An 18,537-nucleotide genomic window follows, 5' to 3' on the forward strand; every position below is an offset into this window, starting at 1 on the left:
GGGTGAGCGACGACCGAAGGGATGGGGCTGGTGAGTGGAACCGGAGCGGAGGGTGGGCCGACGGGTCGCGGGCGGCCCCCGGTGCCGAGGAGCGGCCGGTCGCACCACCCCGACGGCGCCCGGCCCGACCCCGGTGGTGGGGTGGAGGAGCCGCGTCAGGCTGGCACCGGGCCAGGGAACCCGGCGCTCGACCGGTTGGGCGCGGCGAGGTACCTGGCGGTCACCACCTTCCGGCGGTCCGGTCAACCGGTGGTCACGCCGGTGTGGCTCGCCAGGGACGGGGACGCGCTCGTCGTGTGGACGGTCGCCGACTCCGGGAAGGTGAAGCGCATCCGGCACACGCCCACGGTGCGCCTCGCCCCGTGCGACGTGCGGGGTCGCGTGACCGGCCCGGAAACCGGCGGACGGGCGGTCGTCCTCGGCCCCGAGGACAGCGACCGCGCCCGTCGCCTGGTCTCGCGTCGCTACGGTCCGCTGGGGTGGCTCGTCGTCACCCTGAGCACCCTGCGGCGAGGGCGTACCGGAACCGTGGGGGTGCGGATCACTCCCGCTGGCGGCTGATCGACGAGCACCAGGTCCTGCCGGGCGCTGGCCGTGCCCCGCCGCGGCACCAGCCGCCGCGTCTCTGGCCGCCGGTTCGCTGGCCCGCCCTTCGGGAGGCGACGGGTCACCCGCACCGGACCGGTGTCGTGCGCCCGGGCGCGGATCCCAGCTGGGAGTCGAGTGGCAGGGGGCGCTCGGGAGGTGCGCGCCGCGCCTGGTCGCGGCGCGACGGTGGGCGCGGTCCTGCCGCCGCCGGGGCGTCGCCAGGGTGGTTGTCCGGCCGGGACGCCCTCAGCGGTTGGTGCGAGAGGCGGGTGCGGCCGACAAGGGGGGCGTACCCGGTGTCGTCCTGGTCGGCGGGGGCCCCTGACGTGTCGTCCGCGCTTCGTGGGCGGCCACGTCCCGAGTTCGGCTGTGGTCGGGAGGGGTGTGGGGCGAGCGCGGGCCGTCCGGCGCGGCCGGCTGACCGGGCGGGCGGGCTGCGCGCGGCGACGTGCGGCCGCCGGGGGTGCGGCGCGGCGGAGCGGGTTGGTGGCGACGACCACCCGGTCGGCGGCCAGCGGCGGCCCCCGGATGGCGGGCATCATGGGTGGCGTTCGCCTGCCGCCGTGGTGGCCGGCGGGAACGTCGGGACGGACCCGGGTCGTGGTGGTGCGGCGAGCGCGTTCCGCCCCCGGCCGTCCCGGGTCGGGGAGTTGGCTGGGTCACCACGACGTTGATTGATATTGCATGAATGTGCATAATCATCCACATGACGTTTCGGGTGGCCGTGACCGGAGCCAGCGGGTACGCGGGTGGTGAGCTGCTTCGGCTGCTGCTCGCGCACCCCGAAGTGGAGATCGGCGCGCTGACGGCGGCCAGCTCGGCGGGATCGCGGCTGGGGGAGCACCACCCGCAGCTCGCGCCGTTGGCGGACCGCGTCCTGGCGGAGACCTCCCCGGAGCGGCTCGCCGATCACGACGTGGTGTTCCTCGCCCTGCCCCACGGCCACTCGGCCGCGATCGCCGATCGGCTCGGCGAGGGGACGCTCGTCGTGGACTGCGGCGCCGACTTCCGGCTCACCGACGCCGACGCCTGGCGGCGGTGGTACGGGGGTGACCACGCGGGCAGCTGGCCCTACGGACTGCCCGAGTTGCCCGGCGCCCGCGATCGGCTCCGAGGTGCCCGACGAGTCGCCGTCCCCGGCTGCTTCCCGACCGCGGTCTCCCTCGCGCTGGCCCCAGCCCTGCGCGCCGGGCTCGTCGAACCCGACGTGGTCGTGGTCGCCGTCACCGGTACCTCGGGGGCGGGCCGCGCGCTCAAACCCCACCTCCTGTCGGCCGAGGTCATGGGGTCCGCCAGCGCGTACGGCGTCGGCGGGGCCCACCGGCACACCCCGGAGATCGCGCAGAACCTCACCGGCCTCGTCGACGGCGACGTCCGGGTGTCCTTCACGCCGGTGCTCGCGCCGATGCCCCGGGGGATCCTCGCCACCTGCAGCGCGCCGCTGACGGCGGCGCCCTCGGGGCCGCGACGCGTCCGGGAGGTCTTCGAGGACGCCTACCGGGACGAGCCCTTCGTCCAACTGCTCCCCGAGGGCACCTGGCCCACCACCGCCGGGACCCTGGGGGCGAACAACGTCCAGCTCCAGGTCGCCGTGGACCCCGACGCCGGCCGCCTCGTCGTCGTCGCCGCCGTCGACAACCTCACCAAGGGCACGGCCGGTGGCGCCGTGCAGAGCATGAACCTCGCGCTCGGGCTTCCCGAGACGACCGGACTGTCGACCGTGGGAGTCGCACCATGAGCACACCACCCCCAACGAACCCGGGCGGACTCACCCTGGACCGTTCGCGTGGCGTCACCACCGCCGCCGGGTTCCGCGCCGCCGGGATCGCCGCCGGCATCAAGGAGTCGGGCGACCGGGACCTGGCGCTCGTGGTCAACGACGGACCGGCCGACGTGGCCGCCGCCGTGTTCACCACCAACCAGGTCAAGGCCGCCCCCGTCCTCTGGTCCCAGCAGGTCCTCCAGGAACGCCGCGTCCGGGCCGTCGTCCTCAACTCGGGCTGCGCCAACGCCTGCACCGGCCCGGAGGGCTTCCAGGACACCCACGCCACCGCCGAGCGGGTCGCCGAGGCGCTGGGTGTCGGCGCGGGCGAGGTCGCGGTCTGCTCCACCGGGCTCATCGGGGAACGCCTGCCGATGGACCGGGTGCTCCCCGGGGTGGAGGCCGCCGCCGACGCGCTGGCCACCTCCGACCAGGCGGCCCTGGACACCGCGACCGCCGTGATGACCACCGACTCCCGGCCCAAGCAGGTCTCGACCACCCACCCGGCCGGCTGGTCGGTCGGCGGCCTGGCCAAGGGCGCCGGCATGTGCGCGCCCAACATGGCCACGATGCTCTCGGTGATCACCACCGACGCCGTGGTCGACTCCTCACTGCTCGACTTCGCGCTCCGGGCGGCCGTCGCCCGGACCTTCCACCGGCTCGACGTCGACGGCTCCACCTCCACCAACGACACCGTGCTGGTGCTCGCCTCCGGGGCCTCGCGGGTCAGCCCGGACGCCGGGGCCTTCACGGGAGCGCTCACCGAGGTCTGCGCCGACCTGGTGGCACAGCTGCAGGCGGACGCCGAGGGGATGACCAAACGGGTGCGCATCGAGGTCGTCGGCGCCGCCACCGAGGGCGACGCGGTCCGCGTGGCCCGCACCATCGCCGAGGACCACCTCGTCGGAACGGCCCTGTTCGGGTCCGACCCGAACTGGGGCCGCATCGCGATGGCGGTCGGTCGCGCGGACGCCGAGGTCGACCCCAACCGCCTGGACATCCGGCTCAACGGTGTCCTGCTCTGCGCCGGCGGGGTCAAGGCCGCCGAACGCCACGAGGCGGACCTGAGCGGCCCGGAAATCCTGGTCGAGGTCGACCTGCACGTCGGGGACGACGCCACCTTCGTCCTCGCCACCGACCTCTCCCACGGGTACGTCGAAGAGAACAGCGCGTACTCCTCATGAGCGGCCACGTCACCGACCCCGGGGGAACACCGGCCACCGGGCACCCGGCCGACGCGACGCCGGGGAACGACAGTGACCGCCTCGGGGAGGCCGCCGCCAAGGCCGCGGTGCTCGTCGAGGCCCTGCCCTGGCTCGAACGGTTCCACGGCGCCACCGTCGTGGTGAAGTACGGCGGGAACGCCATGGTCGACGAGGAGCTCAAACGGGCCTTCGCCCAGGACATGGTGTTCCTCCGCCTGGCGGGCCTGCGGCCGGTCGTCGTGCACGGCGGCGGACCCCAGATCAGCGCGATGCTCGGTCGACTCGGCATCCCGGGGGAGTTCCGGGGCGGGCTCCGCGTCACCACGCCGGAAACCATGGACGTGGTGCGGATGGTGCTCTTCGGCCAGGTCGGCCGCGAACTCGTCGGACTGGTCAACGCCCACGGGCCCTACGCGGTCGGCATCTCCGGCGAGGACGCCGGCCTCTTCACCGCCGCCCGCCGCCCCGCGGTGGTCGACGGGGCACCGGTGGACATCGGCCTGGTCGGCGACGTCGTCGAGGTCAACCCCGAGGCCGTCCTCGACATCATGCACGCCGGACGCATCCCGGTCGTGTCCACCATCGCCCCCGACGCCGACGGCGTCGTCCACAACGTCAACGCCGACACGGCGGCGGCGGCGCTGGCCGTGGCGTTGCGCGCGGCCAAGCTCGTCGTGCTCACCGACGTGGAGGGGCTGTACGCCGACTGGCCCGACCGCTCCTCGCTGCGGACGAGGGTGACAGCGCCCGAGCTGGAGCGGCTGCTGCCGGGGCTGGCCAGCGGGATGGTCCCCAAGATGGAGGCCTGCCTGCGCGCCGTGCGCGGCGGCGTCCCCGCCGCGCACGTGATCGACGGCCGGTTGGCCCACTCCGTGCTGCTGGAAGTCTTCACCCAGCAGGGGGTCGGCACGATGGTGTTGCCCGGTGAACCCGAGGGTGCCTCGGGAGGACAGGACGAGGAAGACCAGGCATGAACGGCTCGAACAGCGAGGGGCGGCAGCGGTGGCGGGCCGCGCTGATGAACAACTACGGCACTCCCGGCCGCACGCTGGTCAGCGGGCGGGGCGCGCACGTCACCGACGCCGAGGGCCGCCGCTACCTGGACCTCTACTCGGGGATCGCCGTCAACGCGCTGGGCCACGCCCACCCGGCCGTGGTCGGTGCCGTCAGCGAGCAGGTCGCCCGCCTGGGCCACGTCTCGAACTTCTTCGCCACCGAACCAGCGCTGGACCTCGCCGAACTCCTCCTCCACCACACCGGCTTCGGCTCCGAGGGACGGGTGCTGTTCACCAACTCGGGCGCGGAGGCCAACGAGACCGCGTTCAAGATCGCCAGGCGCACCGGCCGGCCCGAGATCATCGCCACCGAGGGCGGGTTCCACGGCCGCACGATGGGCGCGCTCGCCCTCACCGGGCAACCCGCCAAGCGGGCTCCCTTCGAACCGATGCCGCCGGGGGTCCGGCACGTCCCCTACGGCGACGTGGCCGCGCTGCGCGCCGCCGTCACCGAGCGGACCGCTGCCGTCGTCCTCGAACCCGTGCAGGGCGAGGGCGGCGTGGTGGTCCCCCCGGAGGGATACCTCACCGCGGCCCGGGAGATCACCCGCTCCGTCGGAGCGCTGCTCGTCGTCGACGAGGTCCAGACCGGGGTCGGCCGCACCGGCCGCTGGTTCGCCTTCCAGGCCGAGAACGTCGTCCCCGACGTCGTCACCCTCGCGAAGGGCCTCGGCGGCGGTCTCCCCCTCGGCGCCTGCGTCGCCAGCGGGGAGGCGGCCCACCTGCTCGAACCCGGCCAGCACGGCACCACCTTCGGAGGCAACCCCGTGTGCTGCGCCGCTGGCCTGGCGGTCCTGCGCACCATCGCCGACGAGGGCCTGCTCGACCACGTGGCCGAACTCGGCAAGGACATCGCGCGCCGGATCGACGGTCTCCACCACCCGCTGGTCGCCGGCGCCAGGGGAGTGGGCCTGCTGCTCGGGTTGCGGCTCACCCGCCCGGTGGCCCCCGAGGTCGCCGACCAGGCGGCCGAGGCCGGCTACCTGGTCAACCCGGTCCAACCGGACTGCGTGCGCCTCGCCCCACCGCTGGTGCTCACGCACGAGGACGCCCACCGCTTCCTCGACGCGCTGCCCGGCGTGTTGGACGCGGTCGCGCACCGGATCCCCACCGACCCCGACCACACCACTGCGAAGAGGACCCCCTGATGCCGCGGCACTTCCTGCGCGACGACGACCTGACCCCGGACGAGCAGACCGCCGTGCTCGACCTCGCCGACCGGCTCAAGGCCGACCCCCTCGGCTCGCGGCCGCTGGCCGGCCCCCGGTCGGTGGCGGTGATCTTCGAGAAGAACTCCACCAGGACCAGGCTGTCGTTCGAGGTCGGCATCGCGCAGCTCGGCGGCCACCCGATCACCGTCGACAGCCGGACCATGCAGCTCGGCCGCGAGGAGACGATCGAGGACACCTCACGGGTGCTGTCCCGGTACGTCGACGCCGTGGTGTGGCGGACCTTCGCCCAGGCGAGGATGGACGCGATGGCCTCGGTCTGCGCCGTGCCGGTGGTCAACGCGCTCACCGACGAGTTCCACCCCTGCCAGGCCCTGGCCGACCTCCAGACCATCCGCGAGCACCACGGGCGGCTGGCCGGCCTGACCCTCACCTTCCTCGGGGACGGCGCCAACAACATGGCGCACTCGCTCATGCTCGCGGGCGTGACGGCCGGCATGCACGTCCGGGTCGGCGCTCCCGAGGGCTTCCGCCCGCTCGCCTCGGTGCTGGAGGCGGCCAACCGGCGGGCGGCCGACACCGGGGGCTCGGTGCGCCTGGACCACGACCCGGCGCGGGCGGTCGAGGGAGCCGACGTCGTGGTGACCGACACCTGGACGTCGATGGGCCAGGAGAACGACGGCAAGGACCGCGTCGGCCCCTTCCGACCCTTCCAGATCAACGGCTCGCTGCTGGCCGGCGCGGCCGAGCGGGTCGCCGTCCTGCACTGCCTGCCCGCCCACCGGGGCTGGGAGATCACCGACGAGGTGCTCGACGGGCCGCACAGCCTGGTCTGGGACGAGGCGGAGAACAGGCTGCACGCCCAGAAGGCACTACTCTGGTGGTTGCTGGCGGACGGCGACGTCGCCGTCGACGGTGGGTCCGAGGGGACCTCACGATGACCCGCTCCTCCACCGCGGCCACCCGGGTCGCCAGGCAGGCCAGGATCGCCCAACTGGTGGCCCAACGGGCGGTGCGCAGCCAGACCGAACTGGCCGCGCTGCTCGCCGCCGAGGGAATCGAGACCACCCAGGCCACCCTGTCCCGGGATCTCGACGAGCTCGGCGCCGTGAAACTGCGCGGCGCCGACGGCGGGGCCGCCGTGTACGTCATCCCGGAGGACGGCAGCCCGGTCCGGGGTGTGGAGGGCGGGACGACCAGGCTCGCCCGCCTGCTGGGTGAGCTACTGGTCTCGGTGGACTCCTCGGGCAACCTGGCCGTGATCCGCACCCCACCCGGGGCGGCTCACTTCCTGGCCAGCGCGCTCGACCGGGCCGCACTGCACGACATCGTCGGCACCATCGCCGGCGACGACACCGTGCTTCTCGTCGCCAGGGAACCCCTCACCGGGGCGGACCTCGCGAGGCGGGTGAACGCGCTGGCGGTGGGAGCCGGCGGCCAGCGCGGCGGAGGCGGCACCGCACCCGCTTCGAACCCCATCGGGACCTCAAGCCCCGACCAGGGCGCAACCGACACTGACAAGACTTGATCACCTCGATCGCAGTAGTGACTGGAGAGCAACAATGACTGAGCGGGTTGTGCTGGCCTACTCCGGTGGGCTGGACACCTCCGTCGCCATCGGCTGGATCGCCGAGGAGACCGGCGCGGAGGTCGTGGCGGTGGCCGTGGACGTCGGCCAGGGCGGCGAGGACCTGGAGAGCATCCGCAAGCGGGCGCTGGCCTGCGGCGCGGTCGAGGCCGTCGTCGCGGACGCCCGGGACGAGTACGCGGACGAGTACTGCCTGCCCGCCCTCCAGGCCGGCGCGCTCTACATGGACCGCTACCCCCTGGTGTCGGCCCTGTCCCGCCCACTGATCGTCCGGCACCTCGCCGAGGCCGCCAAGTACCACGGGGCGACCACGGTCGCCCACGGCTGCACGGGCAAGGGCAACGACCAGGTCCGCTTCGAGGTCGGCATCGGCGCGCTCGCCCCCGACCTCCAGGTCATCGCCCCGGTCCGGGACTACGCCTGGACCCGGGAGAAGGCCATCGCCTGGGCGGAGGAGCGCGACCTCCCCATCGACGTCAACAAGCGGTCCCCCTACTCGATCGACCAGAACGTCTGGGGCCGCGCCGTCGAGACCGGGTTCCTCGAGGACATCTGGAACGCGCCCATCGAGGACGTCTACGAGTACACCGCCGACCCCGCCCAGCCGCGTGAGGCCGACGAGGTCGTCATCACCTTCGAGCGGGGCGTCCCGATCGCCATCGACGGCACCAAGGTCACCATGCTCCAGGCCATCCAGGAGATGAACCAGCGCGCCGGCGCCCAGGGCGTCGGCCGGCTGGACATGGTCGAGGACCGGCTGGTGGGCATCAAGAGCCGGGAGATCTACGAGGCGCCGGGCGCCATCGCGTTGATGACCGCCCACGAGGAGTTGGAGAACGTCACCCTCGAACGGGACCTCGCCCGCTTCAAGCGCCAGGTGGCCCAGCGGTGGAGCGAACTCGTCTACGACGGCCTCTGGTTCTCCCCGCTGAAGAACGCCCTCGACAGCTTCGTGCTCAGCTCGCAGGAGCACGTCACCGGCGACGTCCGGATGGTGTTGCACGGTGGCCGGGCCACCGTCACCGGTCGCCGCAGCTCGCAGTCGCTGTACGACTTCAACCTGGCCACCTACGACGAGGGCGACGCCTTCGACCAGTCGCTGGCCAAGGGCTTCGTCCAGCTGTGGGGCCTGCCCAGCAAGATCGCGGCCAAGCGCGACCTCCAGGGCGACACCCCGCCCCAGAGCCGGGACTGACGCGAACACGCGGGCGACGCCGGCCCCACGGGAGGAGCCGGCGTCGCCCGTCGTCGTCCCTGGTCCGAACCGGGCACCCGCGCGGCGCCCTGGCACCACCGGACCTGCCAGACTGCTGACCAGCGGGCGGTCCACCCCTCCCGGGCGGGCCGTCGACGTGGCGGCGGCCCCGCCACCAGACCTCCGACCAAGGTGAGAGAACGACGGTGACGAACGACAAGGCAGCGCCCGCCCGCCTGTGGGGTGGACGGTTCAGCTCGGGACCAGCCGAGGCGATGGCGGCGCTGAGCGACTCCACCCACTTCGACTGGGCGCTCGCGCCCTACGACATCGCGGGTTCCCGTGCCCACGCCAGGGTGCTGCACCGCGCCGGGCTGCTCACCGAGGAGGAGCTGGAGCGGATGCTCCGGGGGCTGGACACGCTGGCCGCTGACGTCGCCTCGGGCGAGTTCACCCCCACCAGGGACGACGAGGACGTCCACACCGCCCTCGAACGCGGCCTGCTCGACAGGCTGGGCCGTGAGCTGGGCGGCAAGCTGCGAGCCGGGCGTTCCCGCAACGACCAGGTGGCGACCCTCTTCCGGATGTGGCTGCGGGACGCCGCCCGACGGATCGCCACCGGCGTCCTCGACGTCGTCGACGCCCTGCTGGCGCAGGCCGCCACGCACCCGGAGGCGGTGTTGCCGGGACGGACCCACCTCCAGCACGCCCAGCCGGTGCTCCTCGCCCACCACCTGCTCGCCCACGCCCAGGCCCTCGTCCGCGACGTCGACCGCCTGCGGGACTGGGACGCCAGGACCGCCTTCTCCCCGTACGGCTCCGGGGCGCTCGCCGGCTCCTCGCTCGGCCTCGACCCGGAGGCCGTCGCGCTGGAACTCGGTTTCGACGGGCCGGTCGAGAACTCGATCGACGGCACGGCCTCCCGTGACTTCGCGGCGGAGGCCGCCTTCGTCCTGGCGATGCTCGGGGTGAACCTGTCCCGCGTCGCCGAGGAGGTCATCGTCTGGACGACCGCCGAGTTCGGGTACGCCGTGCTCGACGACGCCTGGGCCACCGGCAGCTCGATCATGCCGCAGAAGAAGAACCCGGACGTCGCCGAACTCACCAGGGGCAAGTCCGGCCGGCTCATCGGCAACCTGACCGGCCTGCTCGCCACCCTCAAGGCGCAGCCGCTGGCCTACAACCGGGACCTCCAGGAGGACAAGGAGCCCCTGTTCGACTCCGTGCGGCAGTTGGACCTGCTGCTGCCGGCACTCGCCGGGATGCTGGGCACCATGCGTTTCGACACCGAGCGGATGGCGGCGTGGGCCCCGGCGGGGTTCACCCTCGCCACCGACATCGCCGAGTGGCTCGTCCGGCAGGGCGTCCCGTTCCGCGTCGCGCACGAGGCCGCCGGGGAGTGCGTTCGACTGGCCGAGGCCCGGGGCGCCGGTCTTGACCAGCTCACCGACGCCGAACTCGCCGCCGTGCTGCCCGAACTGACGCCCTCGGTCCGCGAGGTCCTCACCGTCGCCGGCTCCATCGCCTCCCGGGACGCCTACGGAGGGACCGCTCCGGCGCGGGTCGGTGAGCAGCGCCACCGCCTGGCGTCGCTGGTGGAGACCCAGCGCGTGTGGTCCTCGGAACCGGTGCGGACTTCGTGACACCGCCCCCCGCCCGGCCACGGCCCGAACAGTTCACCCGGGAGGAACTCGCCGTCGACCCGGTCGACGCGGTCCCCCTGGTGCTCGGTTCGGTGCTGCGCTCGGAGACCCCGCAGGGGCCGGTGTCGGTCCGCGTCGTGGAGGTCGAGGCCTACCGGGGGGCCGACGACCCGGCGTCGCACTGCTACCGGGGCCGGACCCGTCGGAACCAGGTGATGTTCGGTCCCGCGGGCCACCTGTACGTCTACTTCGTGTACGGCATGCACTTCTGCGCGAACATCGTGTGCCTGACCGACGGGGTCCCCGGCGCACTGCTGGTGCGGGGCGGCGAGGTCGTCGAGGGCGTCGAGCTGGCCAGGTCACGACGTCCGGCGTCGCGTCGGGACACCGACCTGGCCAGCGGGCCGGCCAGGCTGACGACCGCGCTGGGGCTGACCGCGTCGCACGACGGCACCGACCTGACCGATCCGGGCAGCCCGGTGCGGCTGCTGCGGGGGGACACCGTCGCCCCGGACCAGGTGCGCCGAGGGCCCCGGGTTGGCGTCGCCACCGCGATGGAGGTGCCCTGGCGGTTCTGGGAGGCCGGCTCCCCGGCCGTCAGCCCCTACCGCCGGGGTGGGCGGCGGCGGGTGATCGCCGCGCCGCCGCCGACGCGCGACTGACCGGTCACCCCCCGCGGCGCGTTCCGCCCGGTCCCGGAGCCGCGGCGCCGGTCACGCGCTCCGGGGAGCGGCGCCGCCCCGGACGACGGGTGCGTCCCGCGCGGGGTGTGCCCCGGACACGGGAACACCAGGGACGGGTGGCCCGGCGGATGGGGGACAATGGTCCGGTGAGCGAGCACATCCTTGACGAGCTGACCTGGCGCGGCCTGATCGCGCAGTCCACCGACCTCGCGAGCATGCGCGAGGACCTCTCCCAGGGCCCGCTCACCCTCTATGCCGGCTTCGACCCCACCGCGCCGAGCCTGCACGCGGGTCACCTGATCCCACTGCTGACGCTCCGCCGCTTCCAACGGGCCGGGCACCGGCCGATCGTGCTGGCGGGGGGCGCGACGGGGATGATCGGCGATCCCAGGGACGCCGGGGAACGGTCCCTGCACGCCGAGGACACCGTCGCCGAGTGGGCGAACCGGATCCGAGGGCAGCTGGAGCGCTTCGTCGAGTTCGACGACGGCGCCACCGGAGCGGTCGTGGAGAACAACCTGACGTGGACGCGTGACCTCACCGTCCTGGAGTTCCTCCGTGACCTGGGCAAGCACTTCCCGGTCAACGGGATGTTGGCGAGGGAGACGGTGAAGCGTCGGCTGGCCGGCGAGGGGATGTCGTACACGGAGTTCAGCTACCTGCTGCTCCAGGCGAACGACTACCTCCACCTGCACCGGCGCCACGGGTGCCGGCTGCAGATCGGCGGCTCCGACCAGTGGGGCAACATCGTGGGCGGCGTCGACCTGATCCGCCGGGTCGAGGGCGCCTCGACCCACGCCCTGACGGTCCCGCTCATCACCGACTCGGAGGGGCGGAAGTTCGGCAAGTCCACCGGCGGCGGGAGCGTGTGGCTCGATGCCGAGCTCACCAGTCCCTACGCCTGGTACCAGTACTTCGTGAACACCGGGGACGCCGACGTGGGCCGGTACCTGCGGTTGTTCACCGAACTGGGTCGGGAGGAGATCGAGGAGCTCGAACAGCTCACCGAGGACAAGCCCCAGCTGCGCGCCGCCCAGCGGCGGTTGGCCCAGGAGCTGACCACTCTCGTGCACGGAGCGGAGCACACCGAGCAGGTGGTGGCGGCCAGTCAGGCCCTGTTCGGCCGGGGTGAGTTCCGCGAGCTGTCGGCGAGCACGCTGCGCTCGGTCCTGGCCGAGGTGCCGACGGCATCGGTCCGGCTGGCCGACCAGCCCAGCATCGTCGACCTCCTCGTCGGGGCCGAGCTCACCCCGAGCAAGGGGGCGGCCCGGCGCGCCGTCGCCGAGGGCGGGGCCTACGTGAACAACACCAAGATCACCGACCCGGAGTGGGTGCCCACCCAGGACGACCTGTTGCACGGGCGCTGGCTGGTACTCCGACGTGGCAAGCGTCACACTGCGGGAGCGGAAGTGCTCATCTAACCTGGAGCCAGGTCCCCGGCGAACCGTTGACCAGCGGATTCGCCGGGTCGGTTGGCGCTGGTGGGGCAATTTGACTTGCCCGGCCGGGCAGGCGTACGTTAGTGATGTCAGCGCGGAACGGACTCCGGTGGCGGACGCTGAGCGGCGGCCACGGGGGACGGAGCGTAGGAGTTGTGAACCAGGCTCCCACCTCGGGTGGTAGAGTGGGCAACTTCCGACGAACAGCAGACAGGACCACGTGACGCCCCCTCGCGGAGGCTGATTCGTGGTGGTGTTACTGTTCCGAGGCGCAAAACAGCGACACCACTGAGCAGCTCGGACCTGACACGGATCTGGCGAGGCCAAGACGCGGCCCCCGAACGCGACAGGGAAAAGCAGCCCAGTACGCTCCACTAGGCTCCACATTGACAACAACAAAGCCAGGAGTTCACCGCCAACCGGTCGAAAGCGCCGAGTTGACGGAACGAACGAAGATCGGTTACGTTGACCCGGAACCGGAAAACACCGCACACACGGTGCTGCCCGGAACCACACATTGACAACACAGTTCCACGATATTCGGAAACGGTCGTGACCAGGCCAAACCCGGTGAACACCGGATTTGACACCAGGAAACACCGACCGATACGGTGGAACGGCCAGACCGGAAAGAAACACCGGTCCACCGGAAACGGTGCACGGTTCACCACGGTGACACCGACACCCCCCGGGAAACACCGGAAACACGGTCTGGTAGCGTTGACAACACAACACGACGGAAACAGCGACGGCCTTCCTGGAAGGGTGGTCAACGGTGATTCCGGTTCCGCTGAGAAAACGGCGGTTTCCACGGAAACCCCGGATTTGACCCGGTGGAAACGGAAATGCTAGGCTGGTTCCAGCGAAAAACGGAAACCCTCTGAAACACCGGATGGGACACCACGGGAACGTGGTGGTGGGGGTTGCCGGACACAAGCTTCAGATACGAGAAGAGTGCGTCCCAGGACGACGGGCCCACGATGTGGGTGTGGGGTTCTGGTGTGGCGTGTGTTCTTTGAGAACTCAACAGTGTACCGATATAATAGCCAGTAGAGCTAAATATGAACCCTCGTTAGAGGAGTTCCTTTGAGTGACGGTGGCATTCCCTGCCCTCCGGGGTGGGTGTGAGTGTCATGCGTCGAATGTAACAGAATCAAACCTTTATGGAGAGTTTGATCCTGGCTCAGGACGAACGCTGGCGGCGTGCTTAACACATGCAAGTCGAGCGGTAAGGCCCTTCGGGGTACACGAGCGGCGAACGGGTGAGTAACACGTGGGCAACCTGCCCTGCACTCTGGGATAACCTCGGGAAACCGGGGCTAATACCGGATACGACCTTCCCCCGCATGGGGGTGGGTGGAAAGTTCCGGCGGTGCAGGATGGGCCCGCGGCCTATCAGCTTGTTGGTGGGGTAATGGCCTACCAAGGCGACGACGGGTAGCCGGCCTGAGAGGGCGACCGGCCACACTGGGACTGAGATACGGCCCAGACTCCTACGGGAGGCAGCAGTGGGGAATATTGCGCAATGGGCGAAAGCCTGACGCAGCGACGCCGCGTGAGGGATGACGGCCTTCGGGTTGTAAACCTCTTTCAGCGCCGAAGAAGCGAAAGTGACGGTAGGCGCAGAAGAAGCACCGGCTAACTACGTGCCAGCAGCCGCGGTAATACGTAGGGTGCGAGCGTTGTCCGGAATTATTGGGCGTAAAGAGCTCGTAGGCGGTTTGTCGCGTCGACTGTGAAAACCTACAGCTTAACTGTGGGCGTGCAGTCGATACGGGCAGACTTGAGTTCGGTAGGGGAGACTGGAATTCCTGGTGTAGCGGTGGAATGCGCAGATATCAGGAGGAACACCGGTGGCGAAGGCGGGTCTCTGGGCCGATACTGACGCTGAGGAGCGAAAGCGTGGGGAGCGAACAGGATTAGATACCCTGGTAGTCCACGCCGTAAACGGTGGGCGCTAGGTGTGGGGGATTTCCACGTCCTCCGTGCCGTAGCTAACGCATTAAGCGCCCCGCCTGGGGAGTACGGCCGCAAGGCTAAAACTCAAAGGAATTGACGGGGGCCCGCACAAGCGGCGGAGCATGTGGATTAATTCGATGCAACGCGAAGAACCTTACCTGGGTTTGACATGCACTGGATCGCCTCAGAGATGGGGTTTCCGTAAGGTCAGTGTGCAGGTGGTGCATGGCTGTCGTCAGCTCGTGTCGTGAGATGTTGGGTTAAGTCCCGCAACGAGCGCAACCCTTGTTCCATGTTGCCAGCACGTAATGGTGGGGACTCATGGGAGACTGCCGGGGTCAACTCGGAGGAAGGTGGGGATGAGGTCAAGTCATCATGCCCCTTATGTCCAGGGCTTCACACATGCTACAATGGCCGGTACAGAGGGCTGCGAAATCGCAAGGTGGAGCGAATCTCTTAAAGCCGGTCTCAGTTCGGATCGGGGTCTGCAACTCGACCCCGTGAAGTCGGAGTCGCTAGTAATCGCAGATCAGCAACGCTGCGGTGAATACGTTCCCGGGCCTTGTACACACCGCCCGTCACGTCATGAAAGTCGGTAACACCCGAAGCCCGTGGCCCAACCCTTGTGGGGGGAGCGGTCGAAGGTGGGACTGGCGATTGGGACGAAGTCGTAACAAGGTAGCCGTACCGGAAGGTGCGGCTGGATCACCTCCTTTCTAAGGAGCATGTATCCCACTGCTTCGGTGGTGGGGTGGTCACTGTCTCAGGCGTGTGTTCTGGGGGTGACTGCTCAGTGGAATTGTGGACTGCTGGTTACCCGCATGGCTGTTCTGCTGTGTGGTGGTGAGTACGGCTCCTGCTTTCGGGTGGGGGTGGGGAAAGCTGCTGTGTGGTGGGGTGGTGGTGTGGTCGGTGCACTGTTGGGTCCTGAGGGAACACGCGTGGTGCGTGGGTCTTCTGGTGGTGCTGTCCCCGAGTGCCATACCGTCTGGCGTGCCCCTGGTGGGTGTGCGGGGTTGGTGGTACTCAGTGTGGGGGTGGTGGCCGGTTGTTCTTTGAGAATTACACAGTGGATGCGAGCATCTTTGTGGTCAAGTAAGTAAGGGCACATGGTGGATGCCTGGGCATCAGGAGCCGATGAAGGACGTGGGAGGCCGCGATAGGCCTCGGGGAGCTGTCAACCAAGCTGTGATCCGAGGATTTCCGAATGGGGAAACCCGGCCAGAGTCATGTCTGGTCACCCACACCTGAATATATAGGGTGTGTGGAGGGAACGCGGGGAAGTGAAACATCTCAGTACCCGTAGGAAGAGAAAACAACCGTGATTCCGTGAGTAGTGGCGAGCGAAAGCGGATGAGGCTAAACCGTGTACGTGTGATACCTGGCAGGGGTTGCGTATGCGGGGTTGTGGGACCCACCGGTCGAGGCTGCCATCTCGGCGAGGAGTCAGAAAACATGGTGTTAGCGGAAGACGTCTGGAAAGCGTCAGCGTAGAGGGTGATACTCCCGTACGTGAAAGCACTGTGTCTCCTGGAGGGGATCCCAAGTAGCAGCGAGCTCGTGGAATTTGCTGTGAATCTGGCGGGACCACCCGCTAAGCCTAAATACTCCCTGATGACCGATAGCGGACTAGTACCGTGAGGGAAAGGTGAAAAGTACCCCGGGAGGGGAGTGAAATAGTACCTGAAACCATGTGCCTACAATCCGTCAGAGCCTCCGTTGTGGGGTGATGGCGTGCCTTTTGAAGAATGAGCCTGCGAGTTAGTGATACGTGGCGAGGTTAACCCGGGTGGGGTAGCCGTAGCGAAAGCGAGTCTGAACAGGGCGTCAGAGTCGCGTGTCCTAGACCCGAAGCGGAGTGATCTACCCATGGCCAGGGTGAAGCGCGGGTAAGACCGCGTGGAGGCCCGAACCCACCAGGGTTGAAAACCTGGGGGATGAGCTGTGGGTAGGGGTGAAAGGCCAATCAAACTCCGTGATAGCTGGTTCTCCCCGAAATGCATTTAGGTGCAGCGTCGTGTGTTTCTCATCCGAGGTAGAGCACTGGATGGCCGATGGGCCCGACAAGGTTACTGACGTCAGCCAAACTCCGAATGCGGGTGTGTGAGAGCGCGGCAGTGAGACTGCGGGGGATAAGCTTCGTAGTCGAGAGGGAAACAGCCCAGAACGCCGGCTAAGGCCCCTAAGTGTGCGCTAAGTGGAAAAGGATGTGGGGTCGCCCAGACAACCAGGAGGTTGGCTTAGAAGCAGCCATCCTTGAAAGAGTGCGTAATAGCTCACTGGTCAAGTGGTCCTGCGCCGATAATGTAGCGGGGCTTAAGCGCACCGCCGAAGCCGTGTCATTCACATGTAGAGCTCCATCTGTCCCTTTTGGGGGGTGGGTGTAGGTGTGTGGATGGGTAGGGGAGCGTCCTGCACTGGGTGAAGCAGTCGCGTGAGCGGGTGTGGACGGTGTGGGAGTGAGAATGCAGGCATGAGTAGCGAAAGCAGAGTGAGAAACTCTGCCGCCGGATGACCAAGGGTTCCTGGGCCAGGTTATTCCGCCCAGGGTAAGTCGGGACCTAAGGCGAGGCCGACAGGCGTAGTCGATGGACAACGGGTTGATATTCCCGTACCCGTGTGGATGCGTCCCTGGCGAGGCTGGTGATACTAACCGCCCGTGGTGCTGTCCTGCTTTCGGGTGGGGTGGTGGCCATGCGCGGGATCTGAGCTGGTAGTAGCCAAGTGATGGGGTGACGCAGGAGGGTAGCCCCGCCAGTGAGTGGTAGTACTGGTGTAAGCGTGTAGCCAGGAGAGGTAGGCAAATCCGCTTCTCTGTTAATGGTGAGACGTGATGCATAGCCGAATGAGGCGAAGTAGGGTGATCCCATGCTGCCGAGAAAAGCCTCTAGCGAGTGTCTACGCGGCCCGTACCCCAAACCGACACAGGTGGTCAGGTAGAGAATACCAAGGCGATCGGGTGAACTGTGGTTAAGGAACTCGGCAAAATGCCCCCGTAACTTCGGGAGAAGGGGGGCCGTGTGGCGTGAAGCCCTTCGCGGGCTAGCGTTGTGTGGCCGCAGAGACCAGGGAGAAGCGACTGTTTATTAAAAACACAGGTCCGTGCGAAGTCGTAAGACGATGTATACGGACTGACGCCTGCCCGGTGCTGGAACGTTAAGGGGACCGGTTAGTCCTTCGGGGCGAAGCTGAGAACTTAAGCGCCAGTAAACGGCGGTGGTAACTATAACCATCCTAAGGTAGCGAAATTCCTTGTCGGGTAAGTTCCGACCTGCACGAATGGCGTAACGACTTCTCCGCTGTCTCAACCACAGGCCCGGCGAAATTGCACTACGAGTAAAGATGCTCGTTACGCGCGGCAGGACGGAAAGACCCCGGGACCTTTACTATAGCTTGGTATTGGTGCTCGGTTCGGCTTGTGTAGGATAGGTGGGAGACTGGGAAGCGGTCACGCTAGTGGTCGTGGAGTCAATCTTGAAATACCACTCTGGTCGTACTGGGTGTCTAACCTCGGACCATGATCTGGTTCAGGGACAGTGCCTGGTGGGTAGTTTAACTGGGGCGGTTGCCTCCCAAAGGGTAACGGAGGCGCCCAAAGGTTCCCTCAGCCTGGTTGGCAATCAGGTGTTGAGTGTAAGTGCACAAGGGAGCTTGACTGTGAGACTGACGGGTCGAGCAGGGACGAAAGTCGGGACTAGTGATCCGGCACTGGCTGGTGGAAGCGGTGTCGCTCAACGGATAAAAGGTACCCCGGGGATAACAGGCTGATCTTGCCCAAGAGTCCATATCGACGGCATGGTTTGGCACCTCGATGTCGGCTCGTCGCATCCTGGGGCTGGAGTAGGTCCCAAGGGTTGGGCTGTTCGCCCATTAAAGCGGCACGCGAGCTGGGTTTAGAACGTCGTGAGACAGTTCGGTCCCTATCCGCCGCGCGCGTTGGAGACTTGTGGAAGGCTGTCCCTAGTACGAGAGGACCGGGACGGACGAACCTCTGGTGTGCCAGTTGTACCGCCAGGTGCATGGCTGGTTGGCTACGTTCGGAAGGGATAACCGCTGAAAGCATCTAAGCGGGAAGCCTGTTCCAAGATGAGGTCTCCCACCCACTTTGTTGGGGTAAGGCCCCCAGTAGACGACTGGGTTGATAGGCTGGAGATGGAAGCACGGTAACGTGTGGAGTTGACCGGTACTAATAGGCCGAGGGCTTGTCTACGAAGGTGTTACGCATCCACTGTGTGATTCTGGGAGTGCAAC

Annotated in this window: 11 protein-coding genes and 2 rRNA genes; all 13 read left to right on the forward strand. The window is 68.4% G+C overall.

Annotated features, from left to right (window positions below):
- The first annotated feature begins 30 nt into the window (after positions 1-30).
- The 13 genes from ACOJVX_RS07305 (at position 31) to ACOJVX_RS07365 (ending at position 18,496) form a co-directional block, all read left to right on the forward strand.
- Complete coding sequence (locus ACOJVX_RS07305) at positions 31-561, forward strand: PPOX class F420-dependent oxidoreductase (protein WP_245588754.1); 531 nt, start codon at positions 31-33, stop codon at positions 559-561.
- A gap of 733 nt (positions 562-1,294) precedes the next feature.
- Positions 1,295-2,326: an N-acetyl-gamma-glutamyl-phosphate reductase gene (gene argC / locus ACOJVX_RS07310; RefSeq protein ID WP_030106539.1), complete on the forward strand. Its 1,032-nt coding sequence runs from the start codon at positions 1,295-1,297 to the stop codon at positions 2,324-2,326.
- Positions 2,323-3,534 carry a bifunctional glutamate N-acetyltransferase/amino-acid acetyltransferase ArgJ gene (argJ, locus tag ACOJVX_RS07315; RefSeq protein ID WP_051313829.1) on the forward strand — a complete coding sequence of 404 codons (1,212 nt, stop codon included), beginning with the start codon at positions 2,323-2,325 and terminating at the stop codon, positions 3,532-3,534. Before argC ends, argJ begins: the two co-directional genes overlap by 4 nt.
- Complete coding sequence (gene argB / locus ACOJVX_RS07320; RefSeq protein WP_026418454.1) at positions 3,531-4,529, forward strand: acetylglutamate kinase; 999 nt, start codon at positions 3,531-3,533, stop codon at positions 4,527-4,529. Before argJ ends, argB begins: the two co-directional genes overlap by 4 nt.
- The gene (locus tag ACOJVX_RS07325) at positions 4,526-5,758 is read left to right on the forward strand and encodes an acetylornithine transaminase (protein ID WP_030225763.1); all 1,233 of its coding nucleotides are present in this window, start codon (positions 4,526-4,528) and stop codon (positions 5,756-5,758) included. Before argB ends, ACOJVX_RS07325 begins: the two co-directional genes overlap by 4 nt.
- On the forward strand, positions 5,758-6,720 hold the full coding sequence (argF, locus tag ACOJVX_RS07330) for an ornithine carbamoyltransferase (protein ID WP_422647358.1): 963 nt from the start codon (positions 5,758-5,760) through the stop codon (positions 6,718-6,720). The genes ACOJVX_RS07325 and argF overlap by 1 nt, the downstream gene beginning before the upstream one ends.
- A complete protein-coding gene (locus tag ACOJVX_RS07335) occupies positions 6,717-7,307 on the forward strand; it encodes an arginine repressor (protein WP_035275506.1) in 591 nt (196 codons plus the stop codon). Before argF ends, ACOJVX_RS07335 begins: the two co-directional genes overlap by 4 nt.
- 34 nt (positions 7,308-7,341) lie before the next feature.
- A complete protein-coding gene (locus ACOJVX_RS07340) occupies positions 7,342-8,562 on the forward strand; it encodes an argininosuccinate synthase (protein ID WP_035275508.1) in 1,221 nt (406 codons plus the stop codon).
- Between the two features lie 206 nt (positions 8,563-8,768).
- Positions 8,769-10,205 carry an argininosuccinate lyase gene (argH, locus tag ACOJVX_RS07345; protein WP_026418456.1) on the forward strand — a complete coding sequence of 479 codons (1,437 nt, stop codon included), beginning with the start codon at positions 8,769-8,771 and terminating at the stop codon, positions 10,203-10,205.
- Entirely contained in the window at positions 10,202-10,867 is a 666-nt protein-coding gene (locus ACOJVX_RS07350) for a DNA-3-methyladenine glycosylase (protein WP_103056964.1), read from the forward strand. Before argH ends, ACOJVX_RS07350 begins: the two co-directional genes overlap by 4 nt.
- 167 nt (positions 10,868-11,034) lie before the next feature.
- Positions 11,035-12,309, forward strand: a complete 1,275-nt coding sequence (gene tyrS / locus ACOJVX_RS07355) for a tyrosine--tRNA ligase (protein ID WP_422647359.1) — start codon at positions 11,035-11,037, stop codon at positions 12,307-12,309.
- A 1,178-nt stretch (positions 12,310-13,487) separates the two neighbouring features.
- Positions 13,488-15,002 (forward strand): 16S ribosomal RNA (locus ACOJVX_RS07360).
- Positions 15,003-15,375: 373 nt separating this feature from the next.
- Positions 15,376-18,496 (forward strand): 23S ribosomal RNA (locus ACOJVX_RS07365).
- Together the 16S and 23S rRNA genes form the textbook arrangement of a ribosomal RNA operon.
- Positions 18,497-18,537 lie beyond the last annotated feature (41 nt).

The sequence above is a fragment of the Actinoalloteichus caeruleus genome (genome assembly GCF_049311605.1).
In the GTDB taxonomy this organism is placed as follows: Bacteria; Actinomycetota; Actinomycetes; order Mycobacteriales; family Pseudonocardiaceae; genus Actinoalloteichus_B; species Actinoalloteichus_B caeruleus.

Coding starts and splice junctions, on each gene's coding strand:
- ACOJVX_RS07325 (WP_030225763.1), top strand. CDS start 4,526: ATGAACGGCTCGAACAGCGAGGGGCGGCAGCGGTGGCGGGCCGCGCTG.
- ACOJVX_RS07335 (WP_035275506.1), top strand. CDS start 6,717: ATGACCCGCTCCTCCACCGCGGCCACCCGGGTCGCCAGGCAGGCCAGG.
- argF (WP_422647358.1), top strand. CDS start 5,758: ATGCCGCGGCACTTCCTGCGCGACGACGACCTGACCCCGGACGAGCAG.
- ACOJVX_RS07340 (WP_035275508.1), top strand. CDS start 7,342: ATGACTGAGCGGGTTGTGCTGGCCTACTCCGGTGGGCTGGACACCTCC.
- argC (WP_030106539.1), top strand. CDS start 1,295: ATGACGTTTCGGGTGGCCGTGACCGGAGCCAGCGGGTACGCGGGTGGT.
- argB (WP_026418454.1), top strand. CDS start 3,531: ATGAGCGGCCACGTCACCGACCCCGGGGGAACACCGGCCACCGGGCAC.
- argJ (WP_051313829.1), top strand. CDS start 2,323: ATGAGCACACCACCCCCAACGAACCCGGGCGGACTCACCCTGGACCGT.